Below are 23,882 nucleotides of genomic sequence, written 5' to 3'. Positions count from 1 at the left end.
TGGCGGAGTCACCGCACATCCTCTCCCGGGTGCCGTGCGCCGCGGCAACCTGCGGAACGGACGGTGGCGCATTCCGACCGGACGTGGGTCACGGGGTTCGGGTGTTCGGCGCGAATCCTGCGCGGACGGGCCTTGGAATCCGGGACGATTGGTGCTCACCCGGTGGGGGTACCCCGGCAGTCGTGAAGGTCGCGGCCCTCATCGACGGCGGCGCCCGCGAGCGGCCGGTGCCGGCCGCGCTCGCCGGCGTGAGCTACGTGTCCTCGTCGTGGATGTAGATGCCGCCGCGGAAGAGCGACACGACCGCCGCCGCGACCGACAGGGCGGCGGCCAGGACGAACACCACCGTCAAGCCGTCGTGGAACGGGCCGGACAGCAGCCGCGGCAGGAACATCCGGTCGGTCAGGGCCTGCACCGTCCCGGCCGGCAGGGTGTCGAGGACGCCCGCGGCCTGCAGCAGCGTGCCGAGCGGGTTGACGCCCAGGAACGCCGAGAACATCAGCTCGACCGGTGGCACGGCCGCCACCGCGTCGGCGGCCGGCGGGGGGACGCCGCGGGCCGTCAGGTCGGTGCGCAGCGTGGCCGGCAGGGAGTTGGACAGGCCGGCGACGAGCAGCGAGAAGAACACGCCGATCGACAGCACCATGCCGGTGTTCTGGAACGTCGCCCGGATGCCCGACGCGGCGCCGCGCTCAGCGGCCGGGACCGAGTTCATCACCGCCGTGGTGTTCGGTGCCGAGAACAGGCCGGAGCCGATGCCGTTCACCGCCAGCAGCAGCGCGAAGCCCGGGTAGGCGAAGTTGACCGGGAGCAGCAGCAGGCCGACGAAGCTGGCCGCCATGACGAGCAGCCCGCCGGTGGCGAAGAGCCGGGCGCCGTACCGGTCGGACAGGTGCCCCGACAGCGGGCCGGCCACGACGAAGCCGAGGGTGAGCGGCAGCAGGTAGATGCCGGCCCACAGCGGGGTCTCGGCGAAGTCGTACCCGTGCAGCGGCAGCCAGATGCCCTGGAGCCAGATGATGAGCATGAACTGGAGCCCGCCGCGGGCGATGGCGTTGAACAGGGTCGCCAGGTTGCCGGCCCAGAACGCCTGGACGCGGAAGAGGCGCAGGTTGAACATCGGGTCGCGGACCCGCGTCTCGATGACGCAGAACGCGGCGAGCAGCCCAGCCCCCACGACCAGCCCGCCGGCGACGAGGGGGTTCGTCCAGCCCTCGGTGCGGCCGCGGTACGGCTGGATCCCGTAGGTGACGGAGGCCAGCAGGATCGTCAGCCCGGTCGCGAAGGTGACGTTGCCCGCCCAGTCGATCCGCACGTCGCCGCGGCGGGGCGAGCGCTCCCGCAGGTTGCGGTAGGACCACCAGGTGCCGGCCGCGCCGACCACCACGCTCACCCAGAAGATGGCCCGCCAGTGCCACGCCGACAGCACGCCGCCGAGCACCAGCCCGATGAACGTGCCGGCCAGCCCGGCGACCTGGTTCACCCCGAGCGCGGTGCCGCGGCGGTGGGGCGGGAACGCGTCGGTGATGATGGCGGTCGAGTTGGCCATGAGCATCGCCCCGCCGACGCCCTGGGCGAGCCGCCAGCCGATGAGCCACAGCGCCCCGGCCTCGTCCTCGAACGGCGTGAGCGCCAGCGCGACGGACGCGGCCGTGAACACCGCGAACCCGGCGTTGTAGACGCGCACCTTGCCGTAGAGGTCGCCCAGCCGGCCCAGGCTGACGACCAGGACCGCGGTGACGAGCATGTAGCCCATCAGCATCCACAGCAGATAACCGACGTTCCCGCGAGCCAGGGGATCCAGGTGTATCCCGTTGAAGATGGCCGGCAGCGAGATGATCACGATGGAGGCGTTGACGGTGGCCAGCAGCATGCCGACGGTCGTGTTCGACAGCACCGGCCATCCGCCGCGGTCCGCCATCCGCCCACTGTCCACGCCCCGGCCCCGTGCCGTCCTCATCCAGGGGGCATGATCGGTGACCGAGCGTGTCGGTCAGTCGTGGTCCCGTGCGGTGTGACCGGAAGGTTCACACACAGAGGGTAACGAGGACCGCGTACCGGCGAACCGCGCAAGCTATGTCTGCCGCCTCTGCTGATCACCACGCCCCGGCGGGGGTCGTAGGCTGGGCACATGACGGAACGGCAACGGCGGGTCCACACCGGGCGGGTGCTGCGCACCGAGCGGCTGACGCCGCACATGCAGCGCGTGGTGCTCGGCGGCGACGGGCTCGCCGAGTTCGACGCCGGAGCGTTCACGGACCACTACGTCAAGTTGCTGTTCCCGGCGGCCGGCGTGACGTACCCCGAGCCGTTCGACCCCGGCCACATCCGCGCCACGATGCCGCGCGAGCAGTGGCCGGTCACCCGCACCTACTCGGTGCGCTCGTGGGACCCGGTCGCGCGGGAACTGGCCCTCGACTTCGTGCTGCACGGCGACGTCGGCCTGGCGGCCCGCTGGTCGGTGCGCGCGCAGCCGGGCGACGTGCTGCACTTCGGCGGCCCCGGCGGCGGGTACGCGCCCGACCCGGCGGCCGCCTGGCACCTGCTGGCGGGCGACGAGAGCGCGCTGCCGGCCATCGCCGCGGCCCTCGAGCGGCTGCCCGACGGCGCCGCCCACACCGCGCTGGTGGAGATCGAGGGGCCGGCGGACGAGCAGGACGTCAAGGGCGTGACCTGGCTGCACCGCGGCGGCGCGGCGGTCGGCAGCGCGCTCGTCCCGGCGGTGCTCGCGCTGCCCTGGCAGGAGGGCGTGCACGCCTTCGTCCACGGCGAGGCCTCCTTCGTCAAGGAGCTCCGGCGGTACCTCAGGGTCGAGCGCTCGGTGCCGCGCGAGCGCCTGTCCATCTCGGGCTACTGGCGGCTCGGCCACGACGAGGACGGCTGGCAGGCCTCGAAGCGGGAGTGGAACGCCCGGATCGAGGCCGAGCAGGAGCCGGCCGCCTGATCACTGCGCCGGCAGGTCGACGCCCGGGTCCTCGGCCGGCGGCCGGATCGCCGTGACCGTGGCGTAGCCCTCGGCGAGCCAGGCCAGGTCGCTGCCGGGCACGGCGCGGGGGCCGTGCGCCTCGACCACGGTACGGACGAATCCCGCGCCCGACTCGGCGAGCGCCATCTGGACCTGGCCGAACGGCGCCATGGTCGCGGTCCGCAGCCCGGCGGCCGCGGGCCGGTCGGGGACGTTGAGGTTCAGCACGGTACCGGCGGACGCCCGCTCCAGCCACGGCAGCAGCCGGCCGGCGAGGCCGGCGGCGGTCGCCCAGTGCCGGGTCTCGTCGTCGACCCGGTCGAGGTCGGTTACGGCCGCGCCGCCGGTGGCGCTGCTGCCGGTGGTCGGGGTGAGCACGTCCAGCGACACCGCGAGCGCGCTGATGCCGTGGTTGGCGGCGGTCAGCGCGGCGCCGACGGTGCCCGAGTGCAGCACGGCGTGGCCGGCGTTGGCGCCCCGGTTGATGCCCGACAGCAGCAGCCCGGGCGGCGGGCCGAACGCCCCGAGCGCGGCGAGCACGGCGATGTACGCGGGCGAGGCGGCCACCCCGAACGCCGGCACGCCGGGCAGCCCGTCGAGCTCGACCGGGGCGACGACGATCCGCCCGTTCTCGGTCATCGCGGACAGCGCGGCGCTCATCCCGCTCGCCTCGGCGTGCGGCGCGGCGACCACGACGTCGTGGCCCAGGTCGCGGGCGGCCCGGGCGAGGGCCCGGATGCCGGGCGCGGCGACACCGTCGTCGTTGGTGACGACGATCCGGGTCATCCGAGGTCCGGCGCGGTGATGGTGAACCGGGCCTCGACGGCGGCGGTGACGCGCTGCCGCTCCGGGTCGAGCTGGAGGTCGGGTGCCCCGCCGCCGCGGGCCTTCGCGCTGCCGTAGAACGACTGGAACATCGGCGTCGGCTCGGAGCTGCGCCCGACGCCCGGGTCGGACAGCTCCAGCAACTCGGTGACCTGCGCGCCGAGCGTCGCCGCGTACTCCTTCGCGCGGGCGATCGCCTCGCCGATGGCCGCCTTGCGGGCCTCGCGGTACACCGGGCTGTCCGGGCGCAGCGTCCAGGTGGGGCCGTGGACCTGGGTCTGGTCCTGGTCGGCGAGGGAGAGCATGAGCTCGCCGAGGGCCGCGAAGTCGTGCACGACGACGGTCGTCGTCACGCTGCCGTGGTACGCGGTGACCTTCTCGCCCCGTTTCGTCTCCGGGTGCACGTACAGCCCGCTCGTCTCGCGCCGCTCGACGGCCTCGGCGTGGCGGTCGAGGAGCTGCCGCAATGCGTCCGTCCGCTCGCGCAGCCGGGTCAGGGTCGTCTGCCGGTCCTTGTCGCGGGCGGTGACGACCACCCGGAACTCGGCGAGCTCCGGCTCGACCTCCTGCACCCACTCACCGCGCACCGCCACCGTCGTCATGCGCCCCAGCCTAGTGACGGCCCCTCACCCGATCCGGGGCTACGGTCCTGGCGTGTCTGATCTCGTCGACTACGACTTCGGCCCGCACAGCCGCAACCGGCTGGCCGACACCGCGGCGGAGACCGCCGACGGGGCAATCGCGGCGCTGGAGACCTTCTACTACGCGCTCAACCACGGCGACCTCGACGTGCTCGCCCAGATCTGGTCCGACGACGACCTGACCCAGGTGGACAACCCGGTCGGGGGCATCGTGCGGTCCGGCCCGGCGATCGTCGAGCTGTACCGCCACCTGTTCGAGAGCGGAATGCAGCTGGAGATCACGTTCACCGACGCCGCCACCTACTGGACGCCGGGGGCCGCCATGTTCGCCGGGCGGGAGCTGGGCCACTACACGAACGCCGAGGGTGAGCGGGTGCCGATGGAGTTCCGGACCAGCCGGTACTTCACGTGGCACCCCCGCCACGAACGGTGGCGGCAGATCCACCACCACGGCAGCCTCGACGACCCGGTGGCGCTGCACGACTACCAGGTGGCGGCGCGGGCCTGAGCCTCAGTCGTCGTCGCTGGTGAGCTTGCGCTGCTTGCGGGACCGGCGCCGGACCGTGACGCCGCCCCAGAAGGCGAAGCCCGTCACGACGATGCGGGGCGCGCCGGGCCGGCCGGCGCCGGCGGCGTGGTGGTCGAAGCCGCCCATCACGCCGGTGCCGGTCACGTGCACCTCGGCGTCCTCGGGCACGATCACCGTGACGCCGCCCATGATGGCGAGCGCCCGGATGCGCATCTCGCCGTGCAGCATCCGCGCCTCGCGCAGGTCGATCGTGCCGCCGCCCCAGAACGCCAGGCAGTTGAACCGGCGCGGCGCGATCCACGGGCCGCGCCGGGTGAAGGCGCTCATCAGCGCGACCGCCGACTCGGCCTGCCGCACCTCGCCCGGCGCGGGCGGCACCCCGTCCATCGGCACCGGCGCGGACGACGGCGCGGGCAGGTCCGCGGTGAGCGGCTCCAGTTCGGCGTAGGTGCGCGCCGCGTAGACCGCGTGCAGCCGCTCGTCGACCTCGTCGAGGTCGAGCCGCCCTTCCGCGGCCGCCGCCCGCAGCACCTCGGCCACCCGCTCGCGGTCGTTGTCGGACGCGCGCAGCTGCTTGGGATCGACCATGGGCAGCAGCCTAGTTGTCGCGGCCGATTCGCGTGGATCCCATCCACTCACGGTTGATGATGCGACACGTACCGTGACGTGACTTGCGCCAGGACTCCGCAGCGATTTGGATGTGAACCGCTGACGTCACACCCTTCCCGATCGTATGGAGGATGGCCCATGTCCCACGGCGGGGAGCTGCTCACCCAACGTGACACGTCCGGGCCACGGCCCGACTTCTCGATCGTCGTCCGCGGCTACGACAAAAAGCAGGTCGACTCGCACCTCATGCAGGTCGAGCGGCAGGTCTCGGCGCTCACCCAGGAGCGCAAGCGGGTCGTCGGCCAGGCCCAGGACCTCTCGGCCCAGCTCCAGGACCTCAGCGCGCAGCTGAAGCACGCGCAGGCCGAGCTGGCCGAGGCCAGCTCGCGGCCGGCCCGGGTCGACCGCGCCTCGTTCCGCCACCTCGGCCCGATGGTCGACCAGATCCTGGCCCTCGCCGAGAAGCAGGCCGGGCTGATCATCGAGCAGACCGAGCAGAAGGCGGCCGAGCACCAGGCCGAGTCGGAGAAGCTGCTCAAGGAGGCGCGGGAGCGCGCCGACAAGCTCATCTCCGACGGCGAGGCCGCGCACGAGCGTTCCGAGCAGGAGGCCAAGCGGATCAACGAGGAGAGCATCCAGCACCTCGAGAAGACCCGCGCCGAGGCCGACGCGCTCGCCGAGGCCGCCCGCCAGCAGGTCCTGCAGGAGGTCAAGGCCGGCCGGGCGCAGGCCGCCCAGGAGCTGGCCCAGATGAAGGCCACCGCCCAGCGGGAGCTCGAGGAGGTGCGCGGCGCCGCCGACCGTGAGCTGACCGAACTGCGCGCCACCGTCGACCGCGAGATCACCCACCAGCGCAACGTCGCCGACCAGAAGAGCGCGGCGCTGCACGCCGAGGCCCAGAAGTACTCGTCCGACATGCGCAAGCGCGCCGACGAGCAGGCCGCGACCGCCCAGCAGCAGCTCACCATCGTCCAGCAGGACATCCAGGCCCGCCAGAAGGCGCTCACGCAGCTGCAGACCGAGTTCGAGGCCACGCAGCAGCAGCTCGGCGAGGCCCGCCGGGAGGGCACCGCGCTCAGCCGCGAGGTCACCCAGCTCCAGCAGCGGCTTACCGAGGTCAAGCAGAACCTGGCCAGCGAGCTGACCCGCCTCGAGCACGCCCGCCAGGCCGCCGACTCGGCCGAGCGGCACGCCAAGGAGGTCCGCGCCCGCGTCCAGCGCGAGGCCAAGCGCGTCGCCGACCTGGCCGCGGCCGCCGTCATGGCCGCCGCGGCGGGCGGCGCCGACACGGGTGAGTACCCGAAGATCCCGGTTCGCCCGGCCGCCGAGGCCGTCCACCCGGAGAACGGCGTCCCGGCCCCGCGCGACCAGCACCAGCACCCGCACCCGGCGGCGGTCGCCGCCCCGGCGGAGGCGACCCCCGAGCACGCCTGACCTCGGCTGACCGGGGCCGCTCGGCCCCGGTCAGTCCTCCATGTGCTTGTCGAAGCCGATGTACAGCCGGGCCGCCGGGTTGGCGCTCAGCGCGCCCAGGGTCTCCAGCTCGCGCAGCCGCAGCAGGGCCGGGTGCTGCGCGTAGGCAGCGGCGGCCGCCGAGCGGCGGTTCAGGGCGTCGACCTCGGCGTCGGCCCGGATGCGCTGCGCGTCCGCGTCGGCCTGCGCCGCCAGGCGGGTGGTGTCGGCACGGGCCGTCGCCTCCAGGGCCTCGCGCTCGGCCTTCGTGCGCGCCTCGACCAGCTGGGCCTCGGCCAGCCGCTCCGCGGCCAGCACCCGGTTCATGATGTCCTGGAGGTTGCCGGGGAAGGCCAGGTCCTTCACGTCGGCGCGGAGGATCTCCACGCCGTAGCCGGTGGCGATCGACTTCGACGTCGCGCAGGATGTCCTCGCTGAGCTGGTTGCGGTTGGTGAGGATGGCCTCCAGGGTCATCGACGCCAGGGAGCGGCGCGCGGCCAGCTGGACGTCGCTGTAGAGGCGGTCCTCGTAGCCCTCGACCCGCTCGACCGCCGCGACCGCGTCCGTCACGCGGTACTGCGTGATGATGCTGACCCGCACGGCCACCTTGTCGGCGGTCAGGATCTCCTGGCCCTTGATGGTGAACTCGCGCTGGCGCATGTCGACGTGCATGATCTCGACACGCGGGCCGGGGGCGCGCAGGAACCGCTTGACCGGCGGCACCTCGTAGCGGCCCGGCTCCAGCAGGGCGTCGAACCGTCCGTCGACGTACCGCAGGCCGCGATGCGTGCTGCGCACGATGACGTGATGCCGGCTCATGGGGGCACACCTCCGCAAAAAGGAAAGGGTGGCCCCGTAGCGGATCCGATGTGAAGGGATCGGTCGCCGGGAAGGTAGACGACGAGCTTGGTGTGAACGCCAGTGCGTCGCCTGCGTGGGCGCTTGGCTTCTGAAGCCGCCGGGGCCGCCACTGACGATCCCAGCCGGCGCGGCGCAGGACAATCGATATTCAGCCGCGCAGGGCCTGCTCGATGTCCTCCAGGCTCCGCCCCTTCGTCTCCGGCAGGTTGCGGTACAGGTAGAGGAAGCCGAGCACGCCGAACACCCCGTAGATCCAGAAGAGGCCGGTCGCGGTGAACAGCGAGATCGTGGTCAGCACGGTCAGCGAGATGAGGAAGTCGAGCGACCAGTGGGTGACCGTGCCCGCGCCGGCCGCCTTGCCGCGCACCGCGGTCGGGAAGATCTCGCTGTTGATGAGCCAGATGCCGACGCCGAGGCTGCCGGCGAACGCGGCGATGTACACGCACAGCACCACGACGAGCGCGATGCCGGCCGCGCCGGTCTGGCTCGGCAGCAGGTACAGCCCGCCGAGGACAGCCAGGCACGCCACGACGACGGCGGTTCCCCCCAGCAGCAGCGGGCGGCGGCCGACCCGGTCGATCGCCAGCAGCGCGGCGATCGTCACGAGCATGTTCACCAGCCCGATGCCGACGGTCGACAGCAGCGCCGCGGAGTCGCCGAACCCGGCCCGGGTCAGCAGCGTCGGCGTGTAGTAGATGACCGCGTTGACCCCGACGAGCTGGTTCGTCGCGGCGACCGCCACGCCGAGCAGCACGGCCGGGCGCAGCTTGCGGGTGAACACGTCACGGAACGACAGGTCACGCTCGGCCGCGCTGATCGCGCGGATCTCGGCCAGCTCCTCGTCGGCCTCCCGCGGGCCGCGCGAGCGCAGCATGACGGCGCGGGCCTCGTCGTCGCGGCCGCGGGCCAGCAGCCACCGCGGGCTCTCGGCCAGGGCCAGCAGGCCCAGCAGCATCGCCGCCGCCGGGACCACCGCCAGGCCCAGCATCCACCGCCAGCCGGCCGACGACGAGAATGCGAAGCCCACGAGGTACGACACGAAAATGCCCACCGTGATCATCAGCTGCTGCAGGGACACCAGCCGGCCGCGCACCTGCCGGGGCGCCATCTCGGCGATGTAGGTGGGCACCACCAGCGACGACGTGCCGATCGCGAGGCCCAGCACGAACCGGGCGGCGACCAGCACCTGCGGGTTCGGGGTGAACGCCGACGCGAGCGCGCCCAGGCAGAACACCGCCGCCGACACGATGAGCAGCCGGCGCCGGCCGAACCGGTCCACGAGCGGCCCGCCGCCCATCACGCCGACGATGGCGCCCAGCAGCAGCGCCGCGACCACCACCTCCTGCATCGTGCTCGACAGGCCGAAGGCGACGCTGAGGTACAGCAGGGCGGCCGAGATGACCCCGGTGTCGTATCCGAAGAGGAAGCCACCGAGCGCGGCGACGAGCGCCGGGCCCAGGATCGACCAGTTGACGGTGACGGCGGTCCCACGGAAGCGGTCCGCGGCGGGGTATCCGGCCATTGCGGCGGGCTACCCCGCCCGCCGGAGCCCATGCCCGTCACTCCACCGTGAAGTCCGCCATCATCGCCATGTCCTCGTGCTCCAGGTTGTGGCAGTGCAGCAGGAAGGTCCCGGTGTGGTCGGTGAACCGCACCGCCACCTCGACCGCCTCGGCGGGCCGGACGTCCACGGTGTCCTTCCATCCCATGTCGTACCGCGAGGCGCCGCGCCCGTTGCGCGACAGCACCTGGAAGGGGTCGAGATGCAGGTGGACCGGATGGTGGAAGTCGGTGAGGAACCGCCATCGCTCCACCTCGCCGAGCCGCGGGTTGGCCAGGGCCCGCCCCGGCCGGTAGGCCTCGTCGTTGATGGTCCAGGTGCCGTCGGCCGACTGCCGGAACCGGAACGTGCGGGTGCGCTTCGGCGGCCCGAGCGGCTCCAGGGTGCGGCTCAGCACGGCCGGCACCGCGCTGCCGTCCGCCTGCCGCGCGCCGGTCACGTCGAAACGCATCACGTCGAGGCCCGCCAGCCGGTCGACCAACCGGACCCGGGTGCCGGGCCGCCACCGCGCGAAGTCGACGACCACGTCGAACCGCTCGGCCGGCGCGGCGTCGACGACGTCGTGCGTGACCGGGGCGGCGAGCAGGCCGCCGTCGCTGCCGACCTGCGTGAAGGGGTCACCGCCGGGCGGCGGCGGGTCGAGGGCCAGCCGGTAGCGGCGGGCGTTCGACGCGTTGAGGATCCGCAGCCGGTACCGCACCGGCGCCACCTCCAGGACCGGCCACGGCGCGCCGTTGACCAGCACGACGTCGCCCAGCACACCCTCGACGTGGTCGGCGGTGTAGCGGAACGAGCCGTCCTCGGCGAAGCTGCGATCCGCGATCATCAGGGGTACGTCATGATCGCCCGTGGGCAGCGGGAGCGCGTCCTCCTCGTCGTCCCGCACCAGGTGGAAGCCCGCCAGCCCGCGCCACACCGCCGGGGCGGTGGCCCCCATGCGGTGGTCGTGATACCAGAGCGTCGCCGCGCGCTGCCGCATCGGGTAGCGGTAGGCGCGCTCGCCGGTCGCCGTGGCGCCCACCATCATGTCGCCGTGGTGCTGTTGGCCGTTTCCTCCGCCGTCTGCGCCGCCGTTTCCGCCGTCGACCGGCAGCAGCAGGTCGATCGGGTAGCCGTCGCTCTCCGCCGGCGTGTGGCCGCCGTGCAGGTGGACCACCGTCGGCTCGGGCAGCTCGTTGCGGTGCGTGACGACGGTCGGGGTGCCGCTGCGGGAGACGATGGTCGGGCCGGGGAACGTGCCGTCGTAGGTCCAGCCGCGGGTCTTCAGGCCGGGCAGGATGTCGAGGTCGGCCTCGCGCTGCACGATCCTGATGTCGCTGCCCTGTCTCGTCGCCGGGATCGGCAGGCGGGCCTGGAAGCGCGGCGGCAGCGGGGCCGTGCTGCGCAGCAGGCGGCCGGGGGAGGCGGGGCGCAGCAGGGCCCAGCCGGCGCCGGCCGCGACCGCTGCCGCGCCGAGGCCGAGGAACGCGCGCCGCTTCATGCCGCGACCTCTTCGGCCTTTGACGCGCTCGGGTTCGGTGTCGTCCCCCATGCCCACGCGGCCAGGCGGAGGGTGCCGATCACCATGAACACGCCGATCGGCACGTGCAGGCCCAGGATGCGTGTCATGCCGAGGGCGCCCTGGGCGGCCAGCACGAACGGCAGGATCAGGCCGCCGACGAGGATCGACCGGGGTCGGTCGCGCCGGCCGGGCAGCAGGACGACGACGGCCTGGACCAGGGCCACGGCGACCATGGTGATGCCGGTGAGGCTGTGCCAGCGCAGCGGCGGGTAGTGGCCGCTGAGGAAGCTGCCGGCGAACCCGACCTGGACGACGGCCAGGACGGCGAGCACGGCGGTCGTGCCGCGCAGCAACGTGTGGGATCTCATGTCTGGACACGGTGCCCCTCGCGGCGCTCCGGCACATCGGACCGTGGTTGGTCCGCGACTACCACGCTGGTTGTAGTCGCGAGTCAGACCTGGGTCCGACGTGGTTCGCGCGGCGAGCGGCTACCGTCGGCGCATGGTTCGTCGTTGGCGGCGGCTGCCGCACTGGAGGCGCGACGCGGCGCTCGCCGTGGCCGTGGCGCTGGTCGCGCTGGTCGGCGGGATCGCCGCGCCGCCCGCCCGGCTGCCGTTCGACGCCGGCGCTGCCCTGCTGCTGCTCGGCGGCGCGCTGCCGCTCGCGCTGCGCACCCGTTTCCCGCGGCCGGTGCTGGTGGTCGCCGCGGCGTGCCTCGTGGGCTATCTCGTCGCCGGCTATCCGGGTGTGGCGCCGGCCGTGCCGGCGATGGTCGCCCTCTATACCGTGGTCCGGGCCGGGCACCGGCTCACGGCCGGCGTGACGATCGCGGCGATCCTCGTCCTGGGCTTCGCCGGGGAGCTGCTGCGGTCGGCCGGTGCGCCGCCGCCCGACCTGTTCCAGCGCTGGTTCCTGCTCATCGGCTGGATGGTCGCGGCGAGCGTGCTCGGCGAGGTGTTCCGCCAGCACCGCGCCTATCTCGACGAGGTCGAGCAGCGGGCCGCCGACGCGGAGCGCACCCGGGAGGAGACCGCCCGTCGCCGGGCCGACGAGGAGCGGTTACGCATCGCCCGCGAGCTGCACGACTCGCTGACCCACAGCATCTCCATCATCAAGGTGCAGGCCGGCGTCGCCGTGCACTTGGCCCGCCGGCGCGAGGAGCCGGTCCCGGCCGCGCTGGTGGCGATCCAGCAGGCCAGCGGCGACGCGATGCGCGAGCTGCGCGACACCCTGGAGGTGCTGCGCGGCGACGCGCCCGAGTCGGGGCTGGCCCGCCTCGACGCGCTGGTCGACGGCGCCCGCCGGGCCGGGCTGCCGGTCACCGTCCACGTCGACGGCGAGCCGCGAGCGCTGCCCGGCCCGGTTGACGGCGCTGCCTACCGCATCGTCCAGGAGGCCCTCACCAACGTGTCCCGGCACGCCGGCCCAGCCACGGCGGCGGTCCACCTCGGCTACGGCGAGGAGGCGCTCACCGTACGGGTCGACGACACCGGCCGTGGCGTCGCCGCCAGTGGCGCGGCGGGTAGTGGCGCGGCGGGTATTGATGCGGTTGATGCGGCCGTTGGTGACGCAGCCGGCAGTGGTGTGGCCGGCAGTGGTGTGGTCGGTAGTGGTGTGGTCGGTAGTGGCGGAGCGGTTGTCGGTGCGGGTGTCGGTGTGGCCGGCACCGGTGCGGCCGGCAGCGCGGGTGCCGGCGGTGGCGCGGCCGGTGTCGGTGTGGCCGGCAGCACCGCCGCCGACGGCGGTGCTGCCAGTAGTGGCGCGGCGGGTGTCGGTGTGGCCGGCACCCGCGTCGCCGACCGCGGGGCTGGTGACAGTGGCGCCGCCGCGCCGCTCCGGCGGGGGCTGGGCCTCACCGGCATGCACGAGCGGGTGACCGCGCTCGGCGGGTCGCTGCACGCGGGCCCGCGCCCGGAGGGCGGGTTCACGGTCAGCGCGACCCTGCCCGTGGTGGCGGCGTGATCCGGGTGCTGCTCGTCGACGACCAGGCGCTCATCCGGGCCGGGTTCCGGGCGCTGCTCGACGCCGAGGACGAGTTCGAGGTCGTCGGCGAGGCGGCCGACGGCGGGCGCGGGGTCGAGCTCGCCGCCGAGCTGCACCCCGACGTCGCCCTCGTCGACATCCAGATGCCCGGGCTCGACGGCATCGAGGCGACCCGCCGCATCGCCGCCGACCCGGCGCTGTCCGGCACGCACGTGGTCATCCTGACCAACTACGGCCTGGACGAGTATGTGTATGCGGCGCTGCGTGCGGGCGCCGCCGGCTTCATGGTGAAGGACACCGAGCCGGAGGACCTACTGCACGGGGTGCGGGTGGCCGCCCGCGGCGACGCGCTGCTGTCCCCGGCGATCACCCGCCGGCTCATCGGCGAGTTCGTCGCCCGCCCGCCCCGCGCGCCCATGGGCGCCGCGCTGGCCTCGCTGACCAACCGGGAGCGCGAGGTCGTCACCCTGGCCGCCCGCGGCCTGTCCAACGACGAGATCGCCGGCCGGATGCTCATCAGCCTGGCCACCGCCAAGACCCACGTGAGCCGGGCGATGACCAAGCTGCACGCCCGCGACCGGGCCCAGCTCGTCGTCTTCGCCTACGAGTCGGGCCTGGTCGTGCCGTAAGGCTGTGCGGCGCCGCGGTGGCGACGTCGAACGGGTCGGGCCTGGTCGTGCCGTAGGGCTGTGCGGCGCCGCGGTGGCGACGTCGGGCGGGACGCGGCTCAGCCGCGGGCGGCCAGCCACTGGGCGAACGTGATGGTGCCGAGGCGGGCGGGGCCGGTGGGGACGATGGTGGTGTCGTCCAGGCGAGTGCCGAAGTACCGCGCCTGCGGGTCGATCCGCGTCTGGCGCGCCGCGTCCGGGCCCTCGGTCGCCTCCAGCCAGCGCCGCACGAACTCGGCGTGGGAGAACCGCTCCGGGCCGGCCAGGTCGACGGTCCCGTTCAGCGGCGCCGACGGGGCCACGTCGGCCAGGGTGGCCGACACCTCCGCGGCGGCGATGGGCTGCATCGCGCCGGGGGAGACGTGGTAGCCGTCGGCGGTGCGGGCCGACTGGGCGATCGCGCCGGCGAACTCGAAGAACTGGGTGGCCCGCACGATCGTGTACGGGACCCCGGCGTCCTTGACGAGCGCCTCCTGCGCCACCTTCGCCCGCAGGTATCCGCTGTCGGGAGCCCGGTCGGTGCCGACGATCGACAGCGCGACGTGGTGGCCCACGCCGGCCTCCGCCTCGGCGGTGAGCAGGTTCTTGCCCGAGGTCTGGAAGAACTCCAGCACCGCGTGGTCCTCGAACGAGGGGGAGTTCGCCACGTCGACCACGACGTCGGCGCCCGCCAGCGCGTCGGCCAGTCCCTCGCCGGTGATGGTGTTGACCCCGGTGGCCGGCGAGGCGGGCACGGCCTCGTGGCCCGCTGTCCGCAGCAGCTGCACGAGCTTGGAGCCGATGAGTCCGGTACCGCCGATGACCACGATCTTCACGATGCCCTCCAGGAGCCTGTTCAGTAACTCGGATATCTGTTGTCCGGGTCGACTCTACTCGGACAGCATGTGTCCGAGTCAAGTACGATGTGACGATGAAGATGTCCGGCGGTGTCGAGTGGGCGCTGCACTGCTGCGTGGTGCTCACCGCCGCGGAGCATCCGGTGCCGGCCGCCCGCCTCGCCGAGCTGCACGACGTCTCGCCCAGCTACCTGGCCAAGCAGCTCCAGGCGCTGTCGCGGGCCGGCCTGGTCCAGTCGGTGCAGGGCCACGCCGGCGGCTATGCGCTTACCCGCGCGGCCGAGCAAATCACCGTCCTGGACGTGGTCGAGGCGGTCGACGGGGCCGCGCCCGCGTTCGTCTGCACGGAGATCCGCCAGCGGGGCCCGCTCGCGACCCCGGCCGAGGCCTGCACGGCCCCGTGCGCGATCTCGCGGGCGATGGCGGCGGCCGACGAGGCCTGGCGGGCCGCGCTGCGCGGGGTGACGATCGCCGACCTGGCCCGCAGCGTGACCGGCGACTACGGCCCCGGCGTGTTCGCCGGCATCCGCGAGTGGCTCGGGAGCGACCACCCGATCTAGCGTACGCACGCCACTACGGAACGTCAGCTTGCCTCGTACGTCCCGGCCGGACCACCCGGCCGGGGGACCGGATGGCTCGCAGTGGGTACGTCCGTTTGGCGCCCGGTAACCGGTCGCTCGCATCCGCGCGGGCGTCGAGTGGATGCGCCGCCTGATCGACGACCTGCTCACTTACGCCACGGCCCGCGGCGCCGCCCTCCAGTTGGCCCCGATCAGGTCGTGTCGTGCGTTGGCTCGCTCGCGGCCTCAGCTGGGTGGGAGGCCCTCGATCTTGCGGGCCTGCTCGATCATGCCCTGGATCGCCTCCAGGCTCGGGGCGGACAGGCCCGCGGCCCGGAGGGCGACGGTGCGCACGGCATTGTCGCGCAGCGCGGCCAGGAGCTCCAGTTGGCCGTCGATCCTCGCCGCGGCCTCGTCGTCGAGGAAGTAGGCCGGGTTGACGCCGAAGAAGTCGGCCAGGGCCTCGAGGTGGCGCTTGGTCGGGTTGTCGCGGGCGCCCTTGCGTAACTGCCAGATGTAGGTGTGGGAAATCATCACGCCGCGGTCGCGGATGGCGGTCGCGACCTCCTCATACGTGTACTCCGCGCGACCGGCGGGGTGCACGGTGCGAAACAGGCGGTCCAGCTTGGCCGCCAGTGTCATGTCGGTCATGGCATCAACCCTTGACAATCCCACCCTCGCGGTGGAAGCCTCCACATTAACTGAGATTTATGGGGGCGGGGGGCCCATAAACGTCAGTTGACTCACCGGGGATGGTCGGGCGGGTCGTTGTGGCCGGGGGATGCAACGGGGGTGGCCACAACGCTTCGCGCGGCCGGCGGTGCCGGGAGGGGTGCGACCGGCGGGGCCGCGGTGCGCTGGGCGCGTTGCGACGCCAGCAGTTCGCGGACCTCGCCGTCCACATCGTGTGTGCCCATCGGGGCCGGTGGGCCGCCGGCGCCGCCGGACAGCTGCCACTGGGCGTCACGGATCTCGATGATGCGGCGGTAGAGGCGAAGCTCCAAGCTCCCGAACGCGAACAGCTCCTCCACGCGGCCGGGCCGCTCGCCCAGCACGACGCCGGGCACCGCCGTCGTCAGCTCCTGCCACATCGGTCTCAGTCGCTGCAGCGCCAGGTAGTGCGACAGCCAGCGGCGCAGCCCGCCGAACGCCGGCACCGCCGCGCCCGCGCCGAACAGCAGCAGCATCGACGCCAGCAGGATGCGTGAGAGCGCGGTGAAGACCGGGCTGTCCCAGAACGACCAGCCGGCCGCGTTGGTGACCTGGAACGCGATCCGGTTGAGCATGAACAGCAGGCCCACGATCGCGCCGGCGCTCAGCAGCCGCAGGCCGGTGCGCAGCGCGCCCGGCGCCGCCCGCCGGCCACCCGGCCGGAACAGCGCGATCGCGCACGCCAGGCCGACCGCGAGCCCGAGCTGGGTCAGGCAGGCATAGGCGGTGACGATCGGCGTGCCCGCCTGCTCGTACACGAAGTCCCACCGCTCCATCCGGCGCGGCGCGAGCAGGAACAGCACCACCATCGCCGCCGACATCGCGGCCAGCAGTGCATAGGTCCACGCGCGCAGCCGTCTGTGCCGCTCGGGGTCGGGCGACATCAGGCCGACGATGTGCACCATGCCGGCTGAGGCGCCGACGGTCGCGAGGTTCTTCAGCGGTACCGAGATGTCGGCCACATGCAGGACCTGGTCGGTCCAGTAGGAGAGCTCGCGGCGGTTGATCGTGAAGGAGATCGTGATCAGCAGGGCGACCAGCCGCACCGCCTTGCCCAGCGGGGTCTGCTTGCGGGTGAACCGCCAGATCGTGAAGCCCCACAGCAGCGCCAGGACGGTGAACTCCAGGTAGTCAACGGGGTCCACGGCGCTCCGTCCGGCGGGCCGGCTCGGCCAGCGCCTCGTGCAGGCGGCCGAGCAGCGGGTCGTCGGGCCGGCGCACGTAGTCGTTGAGCGCCCGCTCGTTGATCATCGTCGCGATCATCTCGGCGATCTGCTCCTGGGGTGCCGTGTAGGAGGAGCGGTGCAGGACCCGGGCGACCGTGGCCGGGTCGAGGTCGGGCAGCAGCAGCGCGGTGGCGTCGTCGGGCTCCAGCCCGGGCGCGACGTGGTCGCACAGCACGTGCCCGATCTCGTGCAGGATGATGTGCTGCTGGTGCAGGCGCCCGGTGCCGGCGGCATAGAAGACGTGGTCGGCCTGCTCGGTCGCCAGCCACAGCCCGCAGGGCGCGCCCTCGGCGTGCGGCCCGGGCAGCGGGTGCAGGTGCATGGGCCGGCCGCGCCGCGTGGCGATGTCGGCGACGAACGCGTCGAGGTCGAACGGCTGCGGCACGTCGAAGCCGGCCAGCAGCCGCCGGCACTCACGCTCGAGCTTCTTCAGACGCATCGATCCTCCCCCTGGCCGAAGCCTAGTCGCTCGGTTCCGCCGGCCGGGTTCGCGAGGTGTGTCGATGACACGGCGTGAGATGGCGGCGACGGTGCGCGCTGCGGTCTCCGAGTCGCCGCGAGTGGTACGCCCCCTTCGGTACCGTGGCCGCCATGAGAACGCTGCGAACCCCGGACGAACGGTTCGCCGGCCTGCCCGACTTTCCCTATGTCCCGCGGTATGCCGACGTGGGCGACGGCCTGCGCATGGCCTGGGTCGAGGACGGCCCGGCCGCCGGCCCTCCCGTGCTGTTGCTGCACGGGGAGCCGAGCTGGTCGTTCCTGTATCGCAAGCTCATCCCGATCCTCGTCGCCGCCGGGCTGCGGGCGATCGTGCCCGACCTGATCGGGTTCGGCCGCTCCGACAAGCCGGCGGAGATCGGCGACCACAGCTACGCGCGGCACGTCGAGTGGGTCCGCCGGTTCGCGTTCGAGGTGCTCGGCCTGACCGGCGTCACGCTCGTCGGCCAGGACTGGGGCGGCCTGATCGGCCTGCGGCTCGTCGCCGAGCACCCGGAGCGCTTCGCCCGGGTGGTGGCCGCCAACACCGGCCTGCCGACCGGCGCCTACCGGATGCCCGACGTGTGGTTACGCTTCCGCGACGCGGTGCGGTCGGCGCCCGAGCTCGACATCGCGCGGATGGTGCGGGCAGGCTGCCGCACCGAGCTCGCGCCCGAGGTGCTCGCCGCCTACGACGCGCCGTTCCCGGACGAGTCGTTCAAGGCCGGCCCGCGGGCGATGCCCGGCCTGGTGCCGACGTCGCTCGACGACCCGGCCAGCGCGGCGAACCGCGCCGCGTGGGAGCGGCTGAGCGGGCTCGACCTGCCGTTCCTGGTGGCGTTCAGCGACGGCGACCCGATCACCGCCGGAATGGCCCCGGTGCTGCGCTCGACGATGCCGGGCGCGGCGGACGTGGACCACCCGACGATCACCGGCGCCGGTCACTTCCTGCAGGAGGACGCGGGGGAGCGGCTGGCCGAGGCGATCGTGACGTTCGTCGCCGCCCGCTGACGCTGGCCTTGACGCCGGCGTCAAGGTCTACCGTTGCTGCATGCGCATCGGGGAGCTGGCGGAGCGGGCCGGGACGAGCGCCCGGTCGCTGCGCTACTACGAGCAGCACGGGCTGATCCAGGCCCGGCGGACCACCAACGGCTACCGCGAGTACGACGAACGCGACCTCCGGCTCGTGCGGGAGATCCGTTCGCTGCTCGACATCGGCTTCAACCTGGAGGACACCCGCCCGTTCGTCGAGTGCCTGCGCTCCGGCCGCGCGTCCGGCGCCGAGTGCCCGGCGTCGATCGAGGTGCTCAGCCGGAAGCTCGCCGACCTGGACAGCTGCATCGCCCAGCTGCAGGCCGCCCGCGACCTCGTGCGCCGCGAACTCGACCAGGCAATGGAGGAGGAACAATGAGGGCCGTGACCGACCAGACCTTCGCCGACGAGGTGCTCGCCAGCGACGTGCCGGTCCTGGTGGACTTCTGGGCGGAGTGGTGTCCTCCGTGCCACCGGATCGCGCCGGTGCTGGACGAGCTTTCCCACGAGTACGAGGGCCGCGCGAAGATCGTCAAGCTCGACGCCGACCACAACCCGGAGACGGTCCGCCGCTACGGCGTCCTGTCGATGCCCACCCTGACGGTCTTCCGTGGAGGCGAGGTGGTCTCCCAGGTCGTGGGCGCCCGCCCGAAGTCCAAGCTCAAGGAACAACTCGACGCGGCGTTATGAGCACGATCGACGGCTGGGTGTTCGAGGACAACCTCGTCCCGTTCCTCGAACACGTCAGCCGGTACATCGGCTACGCCTACGACCACCTGGACGAGGCGGCGCTGACGGGCGCCCTCGACGACACGGATGACGACGACGATCCCGACCGCTGGTTCAGCTACCCGCTGTCGGGCACGCCGTCCCTGCTGGTGTCCCTCGCCCGGTCCGACGGCGGCAGCGTGGTCAGCATCCAGGTGAAGGGCGCCATCGACGCGGTCCTGGCCGCCCGGATCGAGACGCTCTTCGACCTGCTCTGACCGCATCGACGGCGTACGAGGCGACCGTCGGCGGGACGCGGGCGGAGCGGGGCACTCTACAGGCGGCCCCACGCTGACCGGCGTGAAGCGTGCGGAGATCGGCGGCCCGGCGGACGCTCGGGTCGCCGGCCGGGTCGACCTGTCCCGGGACCTGCCGACGTCGGCCGATCCGGGTTCGCGATGGTCGGCGAGCCGCGCGGGGACCACGTCGCGCGCACGATGCTGCCAAGCTGAGCGGCGTGGAGTTCGTGTGCCGGTGGCGTGAGGAGTCGCCGTTCAGCAAGCGGGTCGTGCGGCTGGCCGACGCCACGGTGCTCGACTGGTTCCGGCGGGGGTGGGACTGCGCCGATCCCGACGAGTGGATCGCGAGCGAGCTGGGCGGCGACGTCTACGGGCTGGAGTCGGTCTTCGAGGAGGCCCAGGAGCGGCGCCTGCCGAAGCCGGAGAGCGTCGACGAGCTGCGGTCGCTGCTGCACGAGTACCTCTGGGTCGAGGGCGACGAGGGCTTCATCCGGCTCGACGAGCACGGGCTGCGGGTGCGGACCGACGACGACGAGGTGGACCTCGCCTACTACTTCCTGGAGGACCCGGCGCCCGACCGGGTCGCGTACCTGCTGCACGACACCTGGCCGCTGCCCGGCGACGCCACCGACGCGGAGGCGGACGCGGTGTACTCGGTGCGCATCAGCTGGGAGCACATCGGCACCGGAACGAACCTGGACCTGACGGGTGCCGTGGTCTTCCCCGGCGTGAGCCTGCCGGACCTGGCCGGGCACCTCGACGACCTCGATGGGGACGACCGGCGGGACGTGCGGCTGCTGCGTGACCTGGTCAGGCCCGGCGACGACGGCATCGGGCCGGCGATGGAGCGGTACCTCTGGCTGGCGGGCTACCACCCGGTGCCGGGCACGACCCGCGACACGCTGCCCCTCGCGTCGCGGCTCGCGGTGCGGCCGCACATCGCGCAGGTCGCGCGGTACATCGACAACTTCTTCGGCTTCGACCAGTGGTTCCTCTTCGACACGCGCTGGGCCGCGGCGCACCCGGACCTGGCACGGTCGCTGCTGCGGTACGCGGCCCACTGGGACCCCTACGAGACCTGACCGAACCGCCGCAGCAGCGGCTCCGCCTCGCGCCATGCGCGGATCACCTCCGACCGCCGCGCCACCCGGCGCAGCCTCCGCCCGGGCCACGGCGCCCACGCCGGTGGCTCGCCCCACGCGGACCGGGTGGCGAACTCGAAGATCATGTCGCGCTCGTCGGTCTCCAGCGTCACGTCCAGGTGGTCGAACGTGTCGCCCAGCACGAGCGGCTCCGGTCCCCGTGACCCGGCGGATTCGGCGGTATCGCACAAGGCGCGCACCGTCCCCAGATGCGGGAGGAGCGCGGTCGTCGTGGCGTCGCCCAGCGCGGTGCCGCGCACGTACAGCTGGAAGACCCCGAAGCGGCCGTCGGTGCTCGCGGGCGTGAACTCCACCCGGAACTGGTCGATGTCCCCGCCGCCCACCGTCGTCTCCCGCCGCACTGCCCGGTGCCAGATCAGCTCCCAGGGCAGCCCGTGGGCCGGGGCGGCGAGTGGCCGGGCGCCGAGCGGGCAGGCGCCGCACGCAGGGCAGGGCAGGGCCGCACGCCGGGTCCCGCAGGCAGGGCACACGTCCGCCGGGCCGCCGCCGCTGCGGTACACCATGATCAGACGACGCACCACGGCCGCGAGGCGCTCCCGGGGGTGCGTCTCCGGGTCCGGGCAGAACGCCAGTGCCCAGCAGGAGCGCCAGGCGTCGTCGCGGCGCGGCTGCCGCCGGCCGGCTGCCTTCTCCCGGAGGCGGCGTGACGCGAAGGCCATCGCCTCAGTGCGCCACAGCTGCCGCGCCTCCTCGAGCTCGTCGACGGCCCGTACCAGCGCGGCGGGGTCGTCGGCCAGCCGGACCGGGATGCCGGCGGCGACCACCAGGTGGTGCCAGGTGGCGCGGAAGCCGTACGGCGCGAAGTGCAGCACGCACTCGCGCAGCGCGAGCAGCCGGCGCCGCAGCGGCAGGCCGGGGTCGCGGACCCGCGCGGCCTCGGCGGGAATACTGCTCACCGCGTGAATCTACGTGCCTCTACGATCGTCGATATGACGGAGGCGAGCGGGCGGCTGGTGTGGACGGCGGTCATTGCCGGGTTGCTCTTCGGGTGGCTCGGGTTTCGGATCTTCGACGCCCGGGACCAGCTCGACCACTACGGGGTCGACCCCACTGCGGCCGGGGCGCTGGCCGGGTGGTTGGCCGTGCTCACCGGGGTCACGTACCTCGGGCTCGCCGTGCTCGTGTGGCGGAGGTTCGAGCGGAGCCGGGCCGTGGCGCTCGGGCTGCTGGTGCCGGCCGCCATCTGCTCGGGGTACGCGCTCCTGCTCGCGTCCGTGAACACCGGGAAGGTCGGGTTCTCGGCCGGGTCGCTCATCGTGTCCGGGCTCATCAACATCCTGGCCGCCGTGGTCACGGCGGTGCGTGCCTCCCGGGAGTGAGGCGCTGACGTACGTCGCCGAGCGGCGGCCTTCCAGCGGTACACCCGGGAAATCAGCGGGAAACCACGTATTGCCGTGATGTGCGGCACCCCAACCCCCGACGAGCATGAGGGCTGTGTCGATCGGGGATTGGGGGAGGCCGGTGGCAGCGTCGTCACTGCGGACCGAGGTGCTCGTCGTCGGGGCCGGCGTGGTCGGGGCGGTCCTCGCGCTGGAGCTGGCACACCACGGCGTCGGGTGCCTGGTCGTCGAGCGGTCGCTCACCGAGCCGAAGCATCCAGACCTCGACCTGCTCACCGGGCGCAGCATGGAGCTGCTGCGGCGGCTCGGGCTCGCCGGGGCGGTCCGGGAGCTCGGCGTCGATCCGGACTCCCCCAGCGACTACGAGTGGCGGCAGGGGCTCGACCAGCCGCCCGTGCTCGTCTCGCACTACCCGTCGGTGAACCAGCTCCGCGGCCGGTACGCGCAGGTCAACGACGGTAGCGCGCCCGCCGAGCTGCACCTGCGGGTGCCGGGCGCGCGGCTGGCCAAGCGGCTGCGCGATGCGGTGCGCGACCATCCGCTCATCGAGCTGCGCGAGGGGTGGACGTTCACCGGGCTGCGGGTCGACGAGGACGGCGTGGCCGCGAGCGTGCTCGACGTGCGCGGCGGGGTCCGGCACACGGTCGAGGCGCGGTACGTCGCCGGCTGCGACGGCGCGCAGAGCACCGTGCGGCGCAGCCTCGACGTGCCGATGGAGCAGCTGGGGGCGCCGGCGCCGCACTGCTCGGTGTACTTCCGCAGCGAGGACCCGCACCTGCATCCGCGCGGGCGGGCGCTGTCGACGATCGTCGTCGGCGGGCTGACGCTCGTGGCGCGCGACGAGCGCAACGGCTGGGTCGGGCAGCTGCCCGTCGGCGCGGACGAGCCGCTCACCACCGACCCGGTGGCGATGTTACGCAGCCGGCTCGGCGCCGCCCTCGCCAAGCCGGAGGTTCTCGGGGTCACGCAGTGGGACGACTCGCTCGCGGTCGCCACGCTGTACCGGCGCGGGCCCGTCTTCCTGGTCGGCGAGGCCGCGCACCGGTTCCACCCCGTCACCGACAACGCCGACACGAGCATCGGCGACGCCGTCGACCTCGGCTGGAAGCTCGCCGCCGTGCTGCACGGGTGGGGCGGGCCGGGCCTGCTGGCCAGCTACGAGCTGGAGCGCCGCCCGCGCGCCCTCATGGACCGCGAGCTGCTGGCCCGCGCGCTGGAGACCCGGCGCCGCTTCGGCCGGCTCGCCGCGGCCGGGGCGTCGCGGGAGTTCCTGGCCGGCGTGCTGCATCAGGAGACGCACCGGCTCGACCCGATGGGCATCCAGTTCGCCGGGCAGTACGCCGCATCGGCAGTCATCTGGCACGACCGGGGGACGCCACCCTCCCGCAACGGCCACCGCATCACGCCCACCACGTGGCCGGGTGGACGGGCCCCGGCCGTCCGACTGGCCGACGGGTCCCAGCTGTTCGACCGGCTGGGGCCGGAACTCACCCTGGTCGACCTGACCGAAGAGGGCGTGGGCGGGCGGCTGGTCGACCAGGCCCGGCGACGCGGCATTCCCATGGCTCACCTGCCTTCAGGGGATCCGGCAGTACTGCGGAGCTGGGATCGTCCGCTCGTCCTGGTGCGGCCTGACCAGCACGTTGCCTGGCGCGCGGCGGCGCCGCCGGACGACTGGGACGCCGTCCTCACCCACGTGGTCGGCGGATCTTCGCTGGCCGGCACCACTGCGCTGAGGGAAGACCACGTGAATACGTCATGCCCTCGCTCGTCCGTCAGGAGACGCTCGATCCACGTAAGCGCCATCGACAAGGGGCCCGACCGATGACACTCGCGATCACCACTCCGGAACTCGGCAACACCGTCATCGGACGGTGGCACCGCCGGCTTTCCAGCAACCCGTCGGCCAAGCGCAGCCATTGGCGCACGAAGAC

Annotated in this window: 26 protein-coding genes and 1 pseudogene; 13 read left to right on the top strand and 14 right to left on the bottom strand. The window is 73.2% G+C overall.

Features of this window, described 5'->3' with window-relative positions; genetic code table 11:
• Positions 1-253: 253 nt before the first annotated feature.
• Positions 254-1,921, bottom strand: a complete 1,668-nt coding sequence (locus tag ABZS66_RS42455; protein ID WP_354768106.1) for an MFS transporter — start codon at positions 1,919-1,921, stop codon at positions 254-256.
• A 210-nt stretch (positions 1,922-2,131) separates the two neighbouring features.
• Here ABZS66_RS42455 and ABZS66_RS42450 point away from each other — a divergent pair, with 210 nt between their 5' ends.
• On the top strand, positions 2,132-2,944 hold the full coding sequence (locus ABZS66_RS42450) for a siderophore-interacting protein (protein WP_354768104.1): 813 nt from the start codon (positions 2,132-2,134) through the stop codon (positions 2,942-2,944).
• On the opposite strand, the gene ABZS66_RS42445 is transcribed toward ABZS66_RS42450, so the two are convergent.
• Both ABZS66_RS42445 and ABZS66_RS42440 read right to left on the bottom strand, forming a co-directional pair.
• Positions 2,945-3,751 carry a 5'/3'-nucleotidase SurE gene (locus tag ABZS66_RS42445; protein WP_354768102.1) on the bottom strand — a complete coding sequence of 269 codons (807 nt, stop codon included), beginning with the start codon at positions 3,749-3,751 and terminating at the stop codon, positions 2,945-2,947.
• The gene (locus ABZS66_RS42440) at positions 3,748-4,392 is read right to left on the bottom strand and encodes an SIMPL domain-containing protein (RefSeq protein ID WP_354768100.1); all 645 of its coding nucleotides are present in this window, start codon (positions 4,390-4,392) and stop codon (positions 3,748-3,750) included. Before ABZS66_RS42440 ends, ABZS66_RS42445 begins: the two co-directional genes overlap by 4 nt.
• Positions 4,393-4,444: 52 nt before the next feature.
• Between ABZS66_RS42440 and ABZS66_RS42435 the strand changes: the two genes are divergently transcribed.
• A complete protein-coding gene (locus ABZS66_RS42435) occupies positions 4,445-4,939 on the top strand; it encodes a nuclear transport factor 2 family protein (protein WP_354768098.1) in 495 nt (164 codons plus the stop codon).
• 3 nt (positions 4,940-4,942) lie between these two features.
• On the opposite strand, the gene ABZS66_RS42430 is transcribed toward ABZS66_RS42435, so the two are convergent.
• The gene (locus ABZS66_RS42430; RefSeq protein ID WP_354768096.1) at positions 4,943-5,548 is read right to left on the bottom strand and encodes a DUF1707 domain-containing protein; all 606 of its coding nucleotides are present in this window, start codon (positions 5,546-5,548) and stop codon (positions 4,943-4,945) included.
• Positions 5,549-5,707: 159 nt separating this feature from the next.
• Here ABZS66_RS42430 and ABZS66_RS42425 point away from each other — a divergent pair, with 159 nt between their 5' ends.
• Positions 5,708-7,003 carry a hypothetical protein gene (locus ABZS66_RS42425; RefSeq protein WP_354768094.1) on the top strand — a complete coding sequence of 432 codons (1,296 nt, stop codon included), beginning with the start codon at positions 5,708-5,710 and terminating at the stop codon, positions 7,001-7,003.
• Between the two features lie 30 nt (positions 7,004-7,033).
• On the opposite strand, the gene ABZS66_RS42420 is transcribed toward ABZS66_RS42425, so the two are convergent.
• The 5 genes and pseudogenes from ABZS66_RS42420 to ABZS66_RS42400 all read right to left on the bottom strand — a co-directional run bounded on the left by ABZS66_RS42420 (position 7,034) and on the right by ABZS66_RS42400 (position 11,313).
• Positions 7,034-7,408 (bottom strand): hypothetical protein, encoded by a 375-nt coding sequence (locus tag ABZS66_RS42420; RefSeq protein ID WP_354768092.1) that lies wholly within the window; start codon positions 7,406-7,408, stop codon positions 7,034-7,036.
• A gap of 82 nt (positions 7,409-7,490) precedes the next feature.
• Positions 7,491-7,841 (bottom strand): annotated as a pseudogene (locus ABZS66_RS42415) (SPFH domain-containing protein); the annotation flags it as partial.
• Positions 7,842-8,031: 190 nt separating this feature from the next.
• On the bottom strand, positions 8,032-9,405 hold the full coding sequence (locus ABZS66_RS42410; RefSeq protein ID WP_354768090.1) for a sugar porter family MFS transporter: 1,374 nt from the start codon (positions 9,403-9,405) through the stop codon (positions 8,032-8,034).
• 37 nt (positions 9,406-9,442) lie between these two features.
• Positions 9,443-10,924, bottom strand: coding sequence for a multicopper oxidase family protein (locus ABZS66_RS42405; RefSeq protein WP_354768088.1), 1,482 nt, complete (start codon positions 10,922-10,924; stop codon positions 9,443-9,445).
• Positions 10,921-11,313, bottom strand: a complete 393-nt coding sequence (locus tag ABZS66_RS42400) for a hypothetical protein (RefSeq protein ID WP_354768086.1) — start codon at positions 11,311-11,313, stop codon at positions 10,921-10,923. Before ABZS66_RS42400 ends, ABZS66_RS42405 begins: the two co-directional genes overlap by 4 nt.
• Before the next feature lie 133 nt (positions 11,314-11,446).
• On the opposite strand from ABZS66_RS42400, the gene ABZS66_RS42395 reads away from it, so the two are divergent.
• Entirely contained in the window at positions 11,447-12,907 is a 1,461-nt protein-coding gene (locus tag ABZS66_RS42395) for a histidine kinase (RefSeq protein ID WP_354768084.1), read from the top strand.
• On the top strand, positions 12,904-13,557 hold the full coding sequence (locus ABZS66_RS42390) for a response regulator transcription factor (RefSeq protein ID WP_354768082.1): 654 nt from the start codon (positions 12,904-12,906) through the stop codon (positions 13,555-13,557). The genes ABZS66_RS42395 and ABZS66_RS42390 overlap by 4 nt, the downstream gene beginning before the upstream one ends.
• A gap of 98 nt (positions 13,558-13,655) precedes the next feature.
• Here the strand turns inward: ABZS66_RS42390 and ABZS66_RS42385 are convergent, their stop codons facing one another.
• The gene (locus tag ABZS66_RS42385; RefSeq protein WP_354768080.1) at positions 13,656-14,411 is read right to left on the bottom strand and encodes an SDR family oxidoreductase; all 756 of its coding nucleotides are present in this window, start codon (positions 14,409-14,411) and stop codon (positions 13,656-13,658) included.
• A gap of 95 nt (positions 14,412-14,506) precedes the next feature.
• On the opposite strand from ABZS66_RS42385, the gene ABZS66_RS42380 reads away from it, so the two are divergent.
• Positions 14,507-14,992, top strand: coding sequence for an Rrf2 family transcriptional regulator (locus tag ABZS66_RS42380; RefSeq protein WP_354768078.1), 486 nt, complete (start codon positions 14,507-14,509; stop codon positions 14,990-14,992).
• Positions 14,993-15,238: 246 nt separating this feature from the next.
• Here the strand turns inward: ABZS66_RS42380 and ABZS66_RS42375 are convergent, their stop codons facing one another.
• From ABZS66_RS42375 to ABZS66_RS42365, 3 genes are all read right to left on the bottom strand, one after another.
• On the bottom strand, positions 15,239-15,643 hold the full coding sequence (locus tag ABZS66_RS42375) for a helix-turn-helix transcriptional regulator (RefSeq protein ID WP_354768076.1): 405 nt from the start codon (positions 15,641-15,643) through the stop codon (positions 15,239-15,241).
• Positions 15,644-15,735: 92 nt separating this feature from the next.
• Positions 15,736-16,848 (bottom strand): MAB_1171c family putative transporter, encoded by a 1,113-nt coding sequence (locus ABZS66_RS42370; protein WP_354768074.1) that lies wholly within the window; start codon positions 16,846-16,848, stop codon positions 15,736-15,738.
• On the bottom strand, positions 16,835-17,368 hold the full coding sequence (locus ABZS66_RS42365) for a hypothetical protein (protein ID WP_354768072.1): 534 nt from the start codon (positions 17,366-17,368) through the stop codon (positions 16,835-16,837). The genes ABZS66_RS42370 and ABZS66_RS42365 overlap by 14 nt, the downstream gene beginning before the upstream one ends.
• Positions 17,369-17,520: 152 nt before the next feature.
• On the opposite strand from ABZS66_RS42365, the gene ABZS66_RS42360 reads away from it, so the two are divergent.
• From ABZS66_RS42360 to ABZS66_RS42340, 5 genes are all read left to right on the top strand, one after another.
• Positions 17,521-18,417 (top strand): haloalkane dehalogenase, encoded by an 897-nt coding sequence (locus ABZS66_RS42360; RefSeq protein WP_354768070.1) that lies wholly within the window; start codon positions 17,521-17,523, stop codon positions 18,415-18,417.
• A 40-nt stretch (positions 18,418-18,457) separates the two neighbouring features.
• The gene (locus tag ABZS66_RS42355) at positions 18,458-18,817 is read left to right on the top strand and encodes a MerR family transcriptional regulator (RefSeq protein WP_354768068.1); all 360 of its coding nucleotides are present in this window, start codon (positions 18,458-18,460) and stop codon (positions 18,815-18,817) included.
• Entirely contained in the window at positions 18,814-19,128 is a 315-nt protein-coding gene (gene trxA / locus ABZS66_RS42350; protein ID WP_354768066.1) for a thioredoxin, read from the top strand. Before ABZS66_RS42355 ends, trxA begins: the two co-directional genes overlap by 4 nt.
• Positions 19,125-19,424, top strand: coding sequence for a hypothetical protein (locus ABZS66_RS42345; protein WP_354768064.1), 300 nt, complete (start codon positions 19,125-19,127; stop codon positions 19,422-19,424). The genes trxA and ABZS66_RS42345 overlap by 4 nt, the downstream gene beginning before the upstream one ends.
• Before the next feature lie 239 nt (positions 19,425-19,663).
• The gene (locus ABZS66_RS42340) at positions 19,664-20,527 is read left to right on the top strand and encodes a hypothetical protein (RefSeq protein ID WP_354768062.1); all 864 of its coding nucleotides are present in this window, start codon (positions 19,664-19,666) and stop codon (positions 20,525-20,527) included.
• On the opposite strand, the gene ABZS66_RS42335 is transcribed toward ABZS66_RS42340, so the two are convergent.
• Positions 20,515-21,504, bottom strand: coding sequence for a zinc ribbon domain-containing protein (locus ABZS66_RS42335; RefSeq protein ID WP_354768060.1), 990 nt, complete (start codon positions 21,502-21,504; stop codon positions 20,515-20,517). The genes ABZS66_RS42340 and ABZS66_RS42335 overlap by 13 nt on opposite strands.
• Before the next feature lie 33 nt (positions 21,505-21,537).
• Between ABZS66_RS42335 and ABZS66_RS42330 the strand changes: the two genes are divergently transcribed.
• Positions 21,538-21,927, top strand: coding sequence for a hypothetical protein (locus ABZS66_RS42330; RefSeq protein WP_354768058.1), 390 nt, complete (start codon positions 21,538-21,540; stop codon positions 21,925-21,927).
• A 142-nt stretch (positions 21,928-22,069) separates the two neighbouring features.
• Entirely contained in the window at positions 22,070-23,776 is a 1,707-nt protein-coding gene (locus ABZS66_RS42325; protein ID WP_354768056.1) for an FAD-dependent monooxygenase, read from the top strand.
• Positions 23,777-23,882: the final 106 nt, after the last annotated feature.

Source organism: Dactylosporangium sp. NPDC005572, assembly GCF_040605515.1.
Classification (GTDB): domain Bacteria; phylum Actinomycetota; class Actinomycetes; order Mycobacteriales; family Micromonosporaceae; genus Dactylosporangium.
This window is presented reverse-complemented; position numbering and strand designations above follow the sequence as displayed.

Bases quoted from the DNA above. Each gene is read 5' to 3' on its own strand.
- ABZS66_RS42455 (WP_354768106.1), bottom strand. From the start codon at position 1,921: ATGGCGGACCGCGGCGGATGGCCGGTGCTGTCGAACACGACCGTCGGC.
- ABZS66_RS42450 (WP_354768104.1), top strand. From the start codon at position 2,132: ATGACGGAACGGCAACGGCGGGTCCACACCGGGCGGGTGCTGCGCACC.
- ABZS66_RS42445 (WP_354768102.1), bottom strand. From the start codon at position 3,751: ATGACCCGGATCGTCGTCACCAACGACGACGGTGTCGCCGCGCCCGGC.
- ABZS66_RS42440 (WP_354768100.1), bottom strand. From the start codon at position 4,392: ATGACGACGGTGGCGGTGCGCGGTGAGTGGGTGCAGGAGGTCGAGCCG.
- ABZS66_RS42430 (WP_354768096.1), bottom strand. From the start codon at position 5,548: ATGGTCGATCCCAAGCAGCTGCGCGCGTCCGACAACGACCGCGAGCGG.
- ABZS66_RS42425 (WP_354768094.1), top strand. From the start codon at position 5,708: ATGTCCCACGGCGGGGAGCTGCTCACCCAACGTGACACGTCCGGGCCA.
- ABZS66_RS42410 (WP_354768090.1), bottom strand. From the start codon at position 9,405: ATGGCCGGATACCCCGCCGCGGACCGCTTCCGTGGGACCGCCGTCACC.
- ABZS66_RS42405 (WP_354768088.1), bottom strand. From the start codon at position 10,924: ATGAAGCGGCGCGCGTTCCTCGGCCTCGGCGCGGCAGCGGTCGCGGCC.
- ABZS66_RS42400 (WP_354768086.1), bottom strand. From the start codon at position 11,313: ATGAGATCCCACACGTTGCTGCGCGGCACGACCGCCGTGCTCGCCGTC.
- ABZS66_RS42395 (WP_354768084.1), top strand. From the start codon at position 11,447: ATGGTTCGTCGTTGGCGGCGGCTGCCGCACTGGAGGCGCGACGCGGCG.
- ABZS66_RS42380 (WP_354768078.1), top strand. From the start codon at position 14,507: ATGAAGATGTCCGGCGGTGTCGAGTGGGCGCTGCACTGCTGCGTGGTG.
- ABZS66_RS42375 (WP_354768076.1), bottom strand. From the start codon at position 15,643: ATGACCGACATGACACTGGCGGCCAAGCTGGACCGCCTGTTTCGCACC.
- ABZS66_RS42365 (WP_354768072.1), bottom strand. From the start codon at position 17,368: ATGCGTCTGAAGAAGCTCGAGCGTGAGTGCCGGCGGCTGCTGGCCGGC.
- ABZS66_RS42360 (WP_354768070.1), top strand. From the start codon at position 17,521: ATGAGAACGCTGCGAACCCCGGACGAACGGTTCGCCGGCCTGCCCGAC.
- ABZS66_RS42355 (WP_354768068.1), top strand. From the start codon at position 18,458: ATGCGCATCGGGGAGCTGGCGGAGCGGGCCGGGACGAGCGCCCGGTCG.
- trxA (WP_354768066.1), top strand. From the start codon at position 18,814: ATGAGGGCCGTGACCGACCAGACCTTCGCCGACGAGGTGCTCGCCAGC.
- ABZS66_RS42345 (WP_354768064.1), top strand. From the start codon at position 19,125: ATGAGCACGATCGACGGCTGGGTGTTCGAGGACAACCTCGTCCCGTTC.
- ABZS66_RS42330 (WP_354768058.1), top strand. From the start codon at position 21,538: ATGACGGAGGCGAGCGGGCGGCTGGTGTGGACGGCGGTCATTGCCGGG.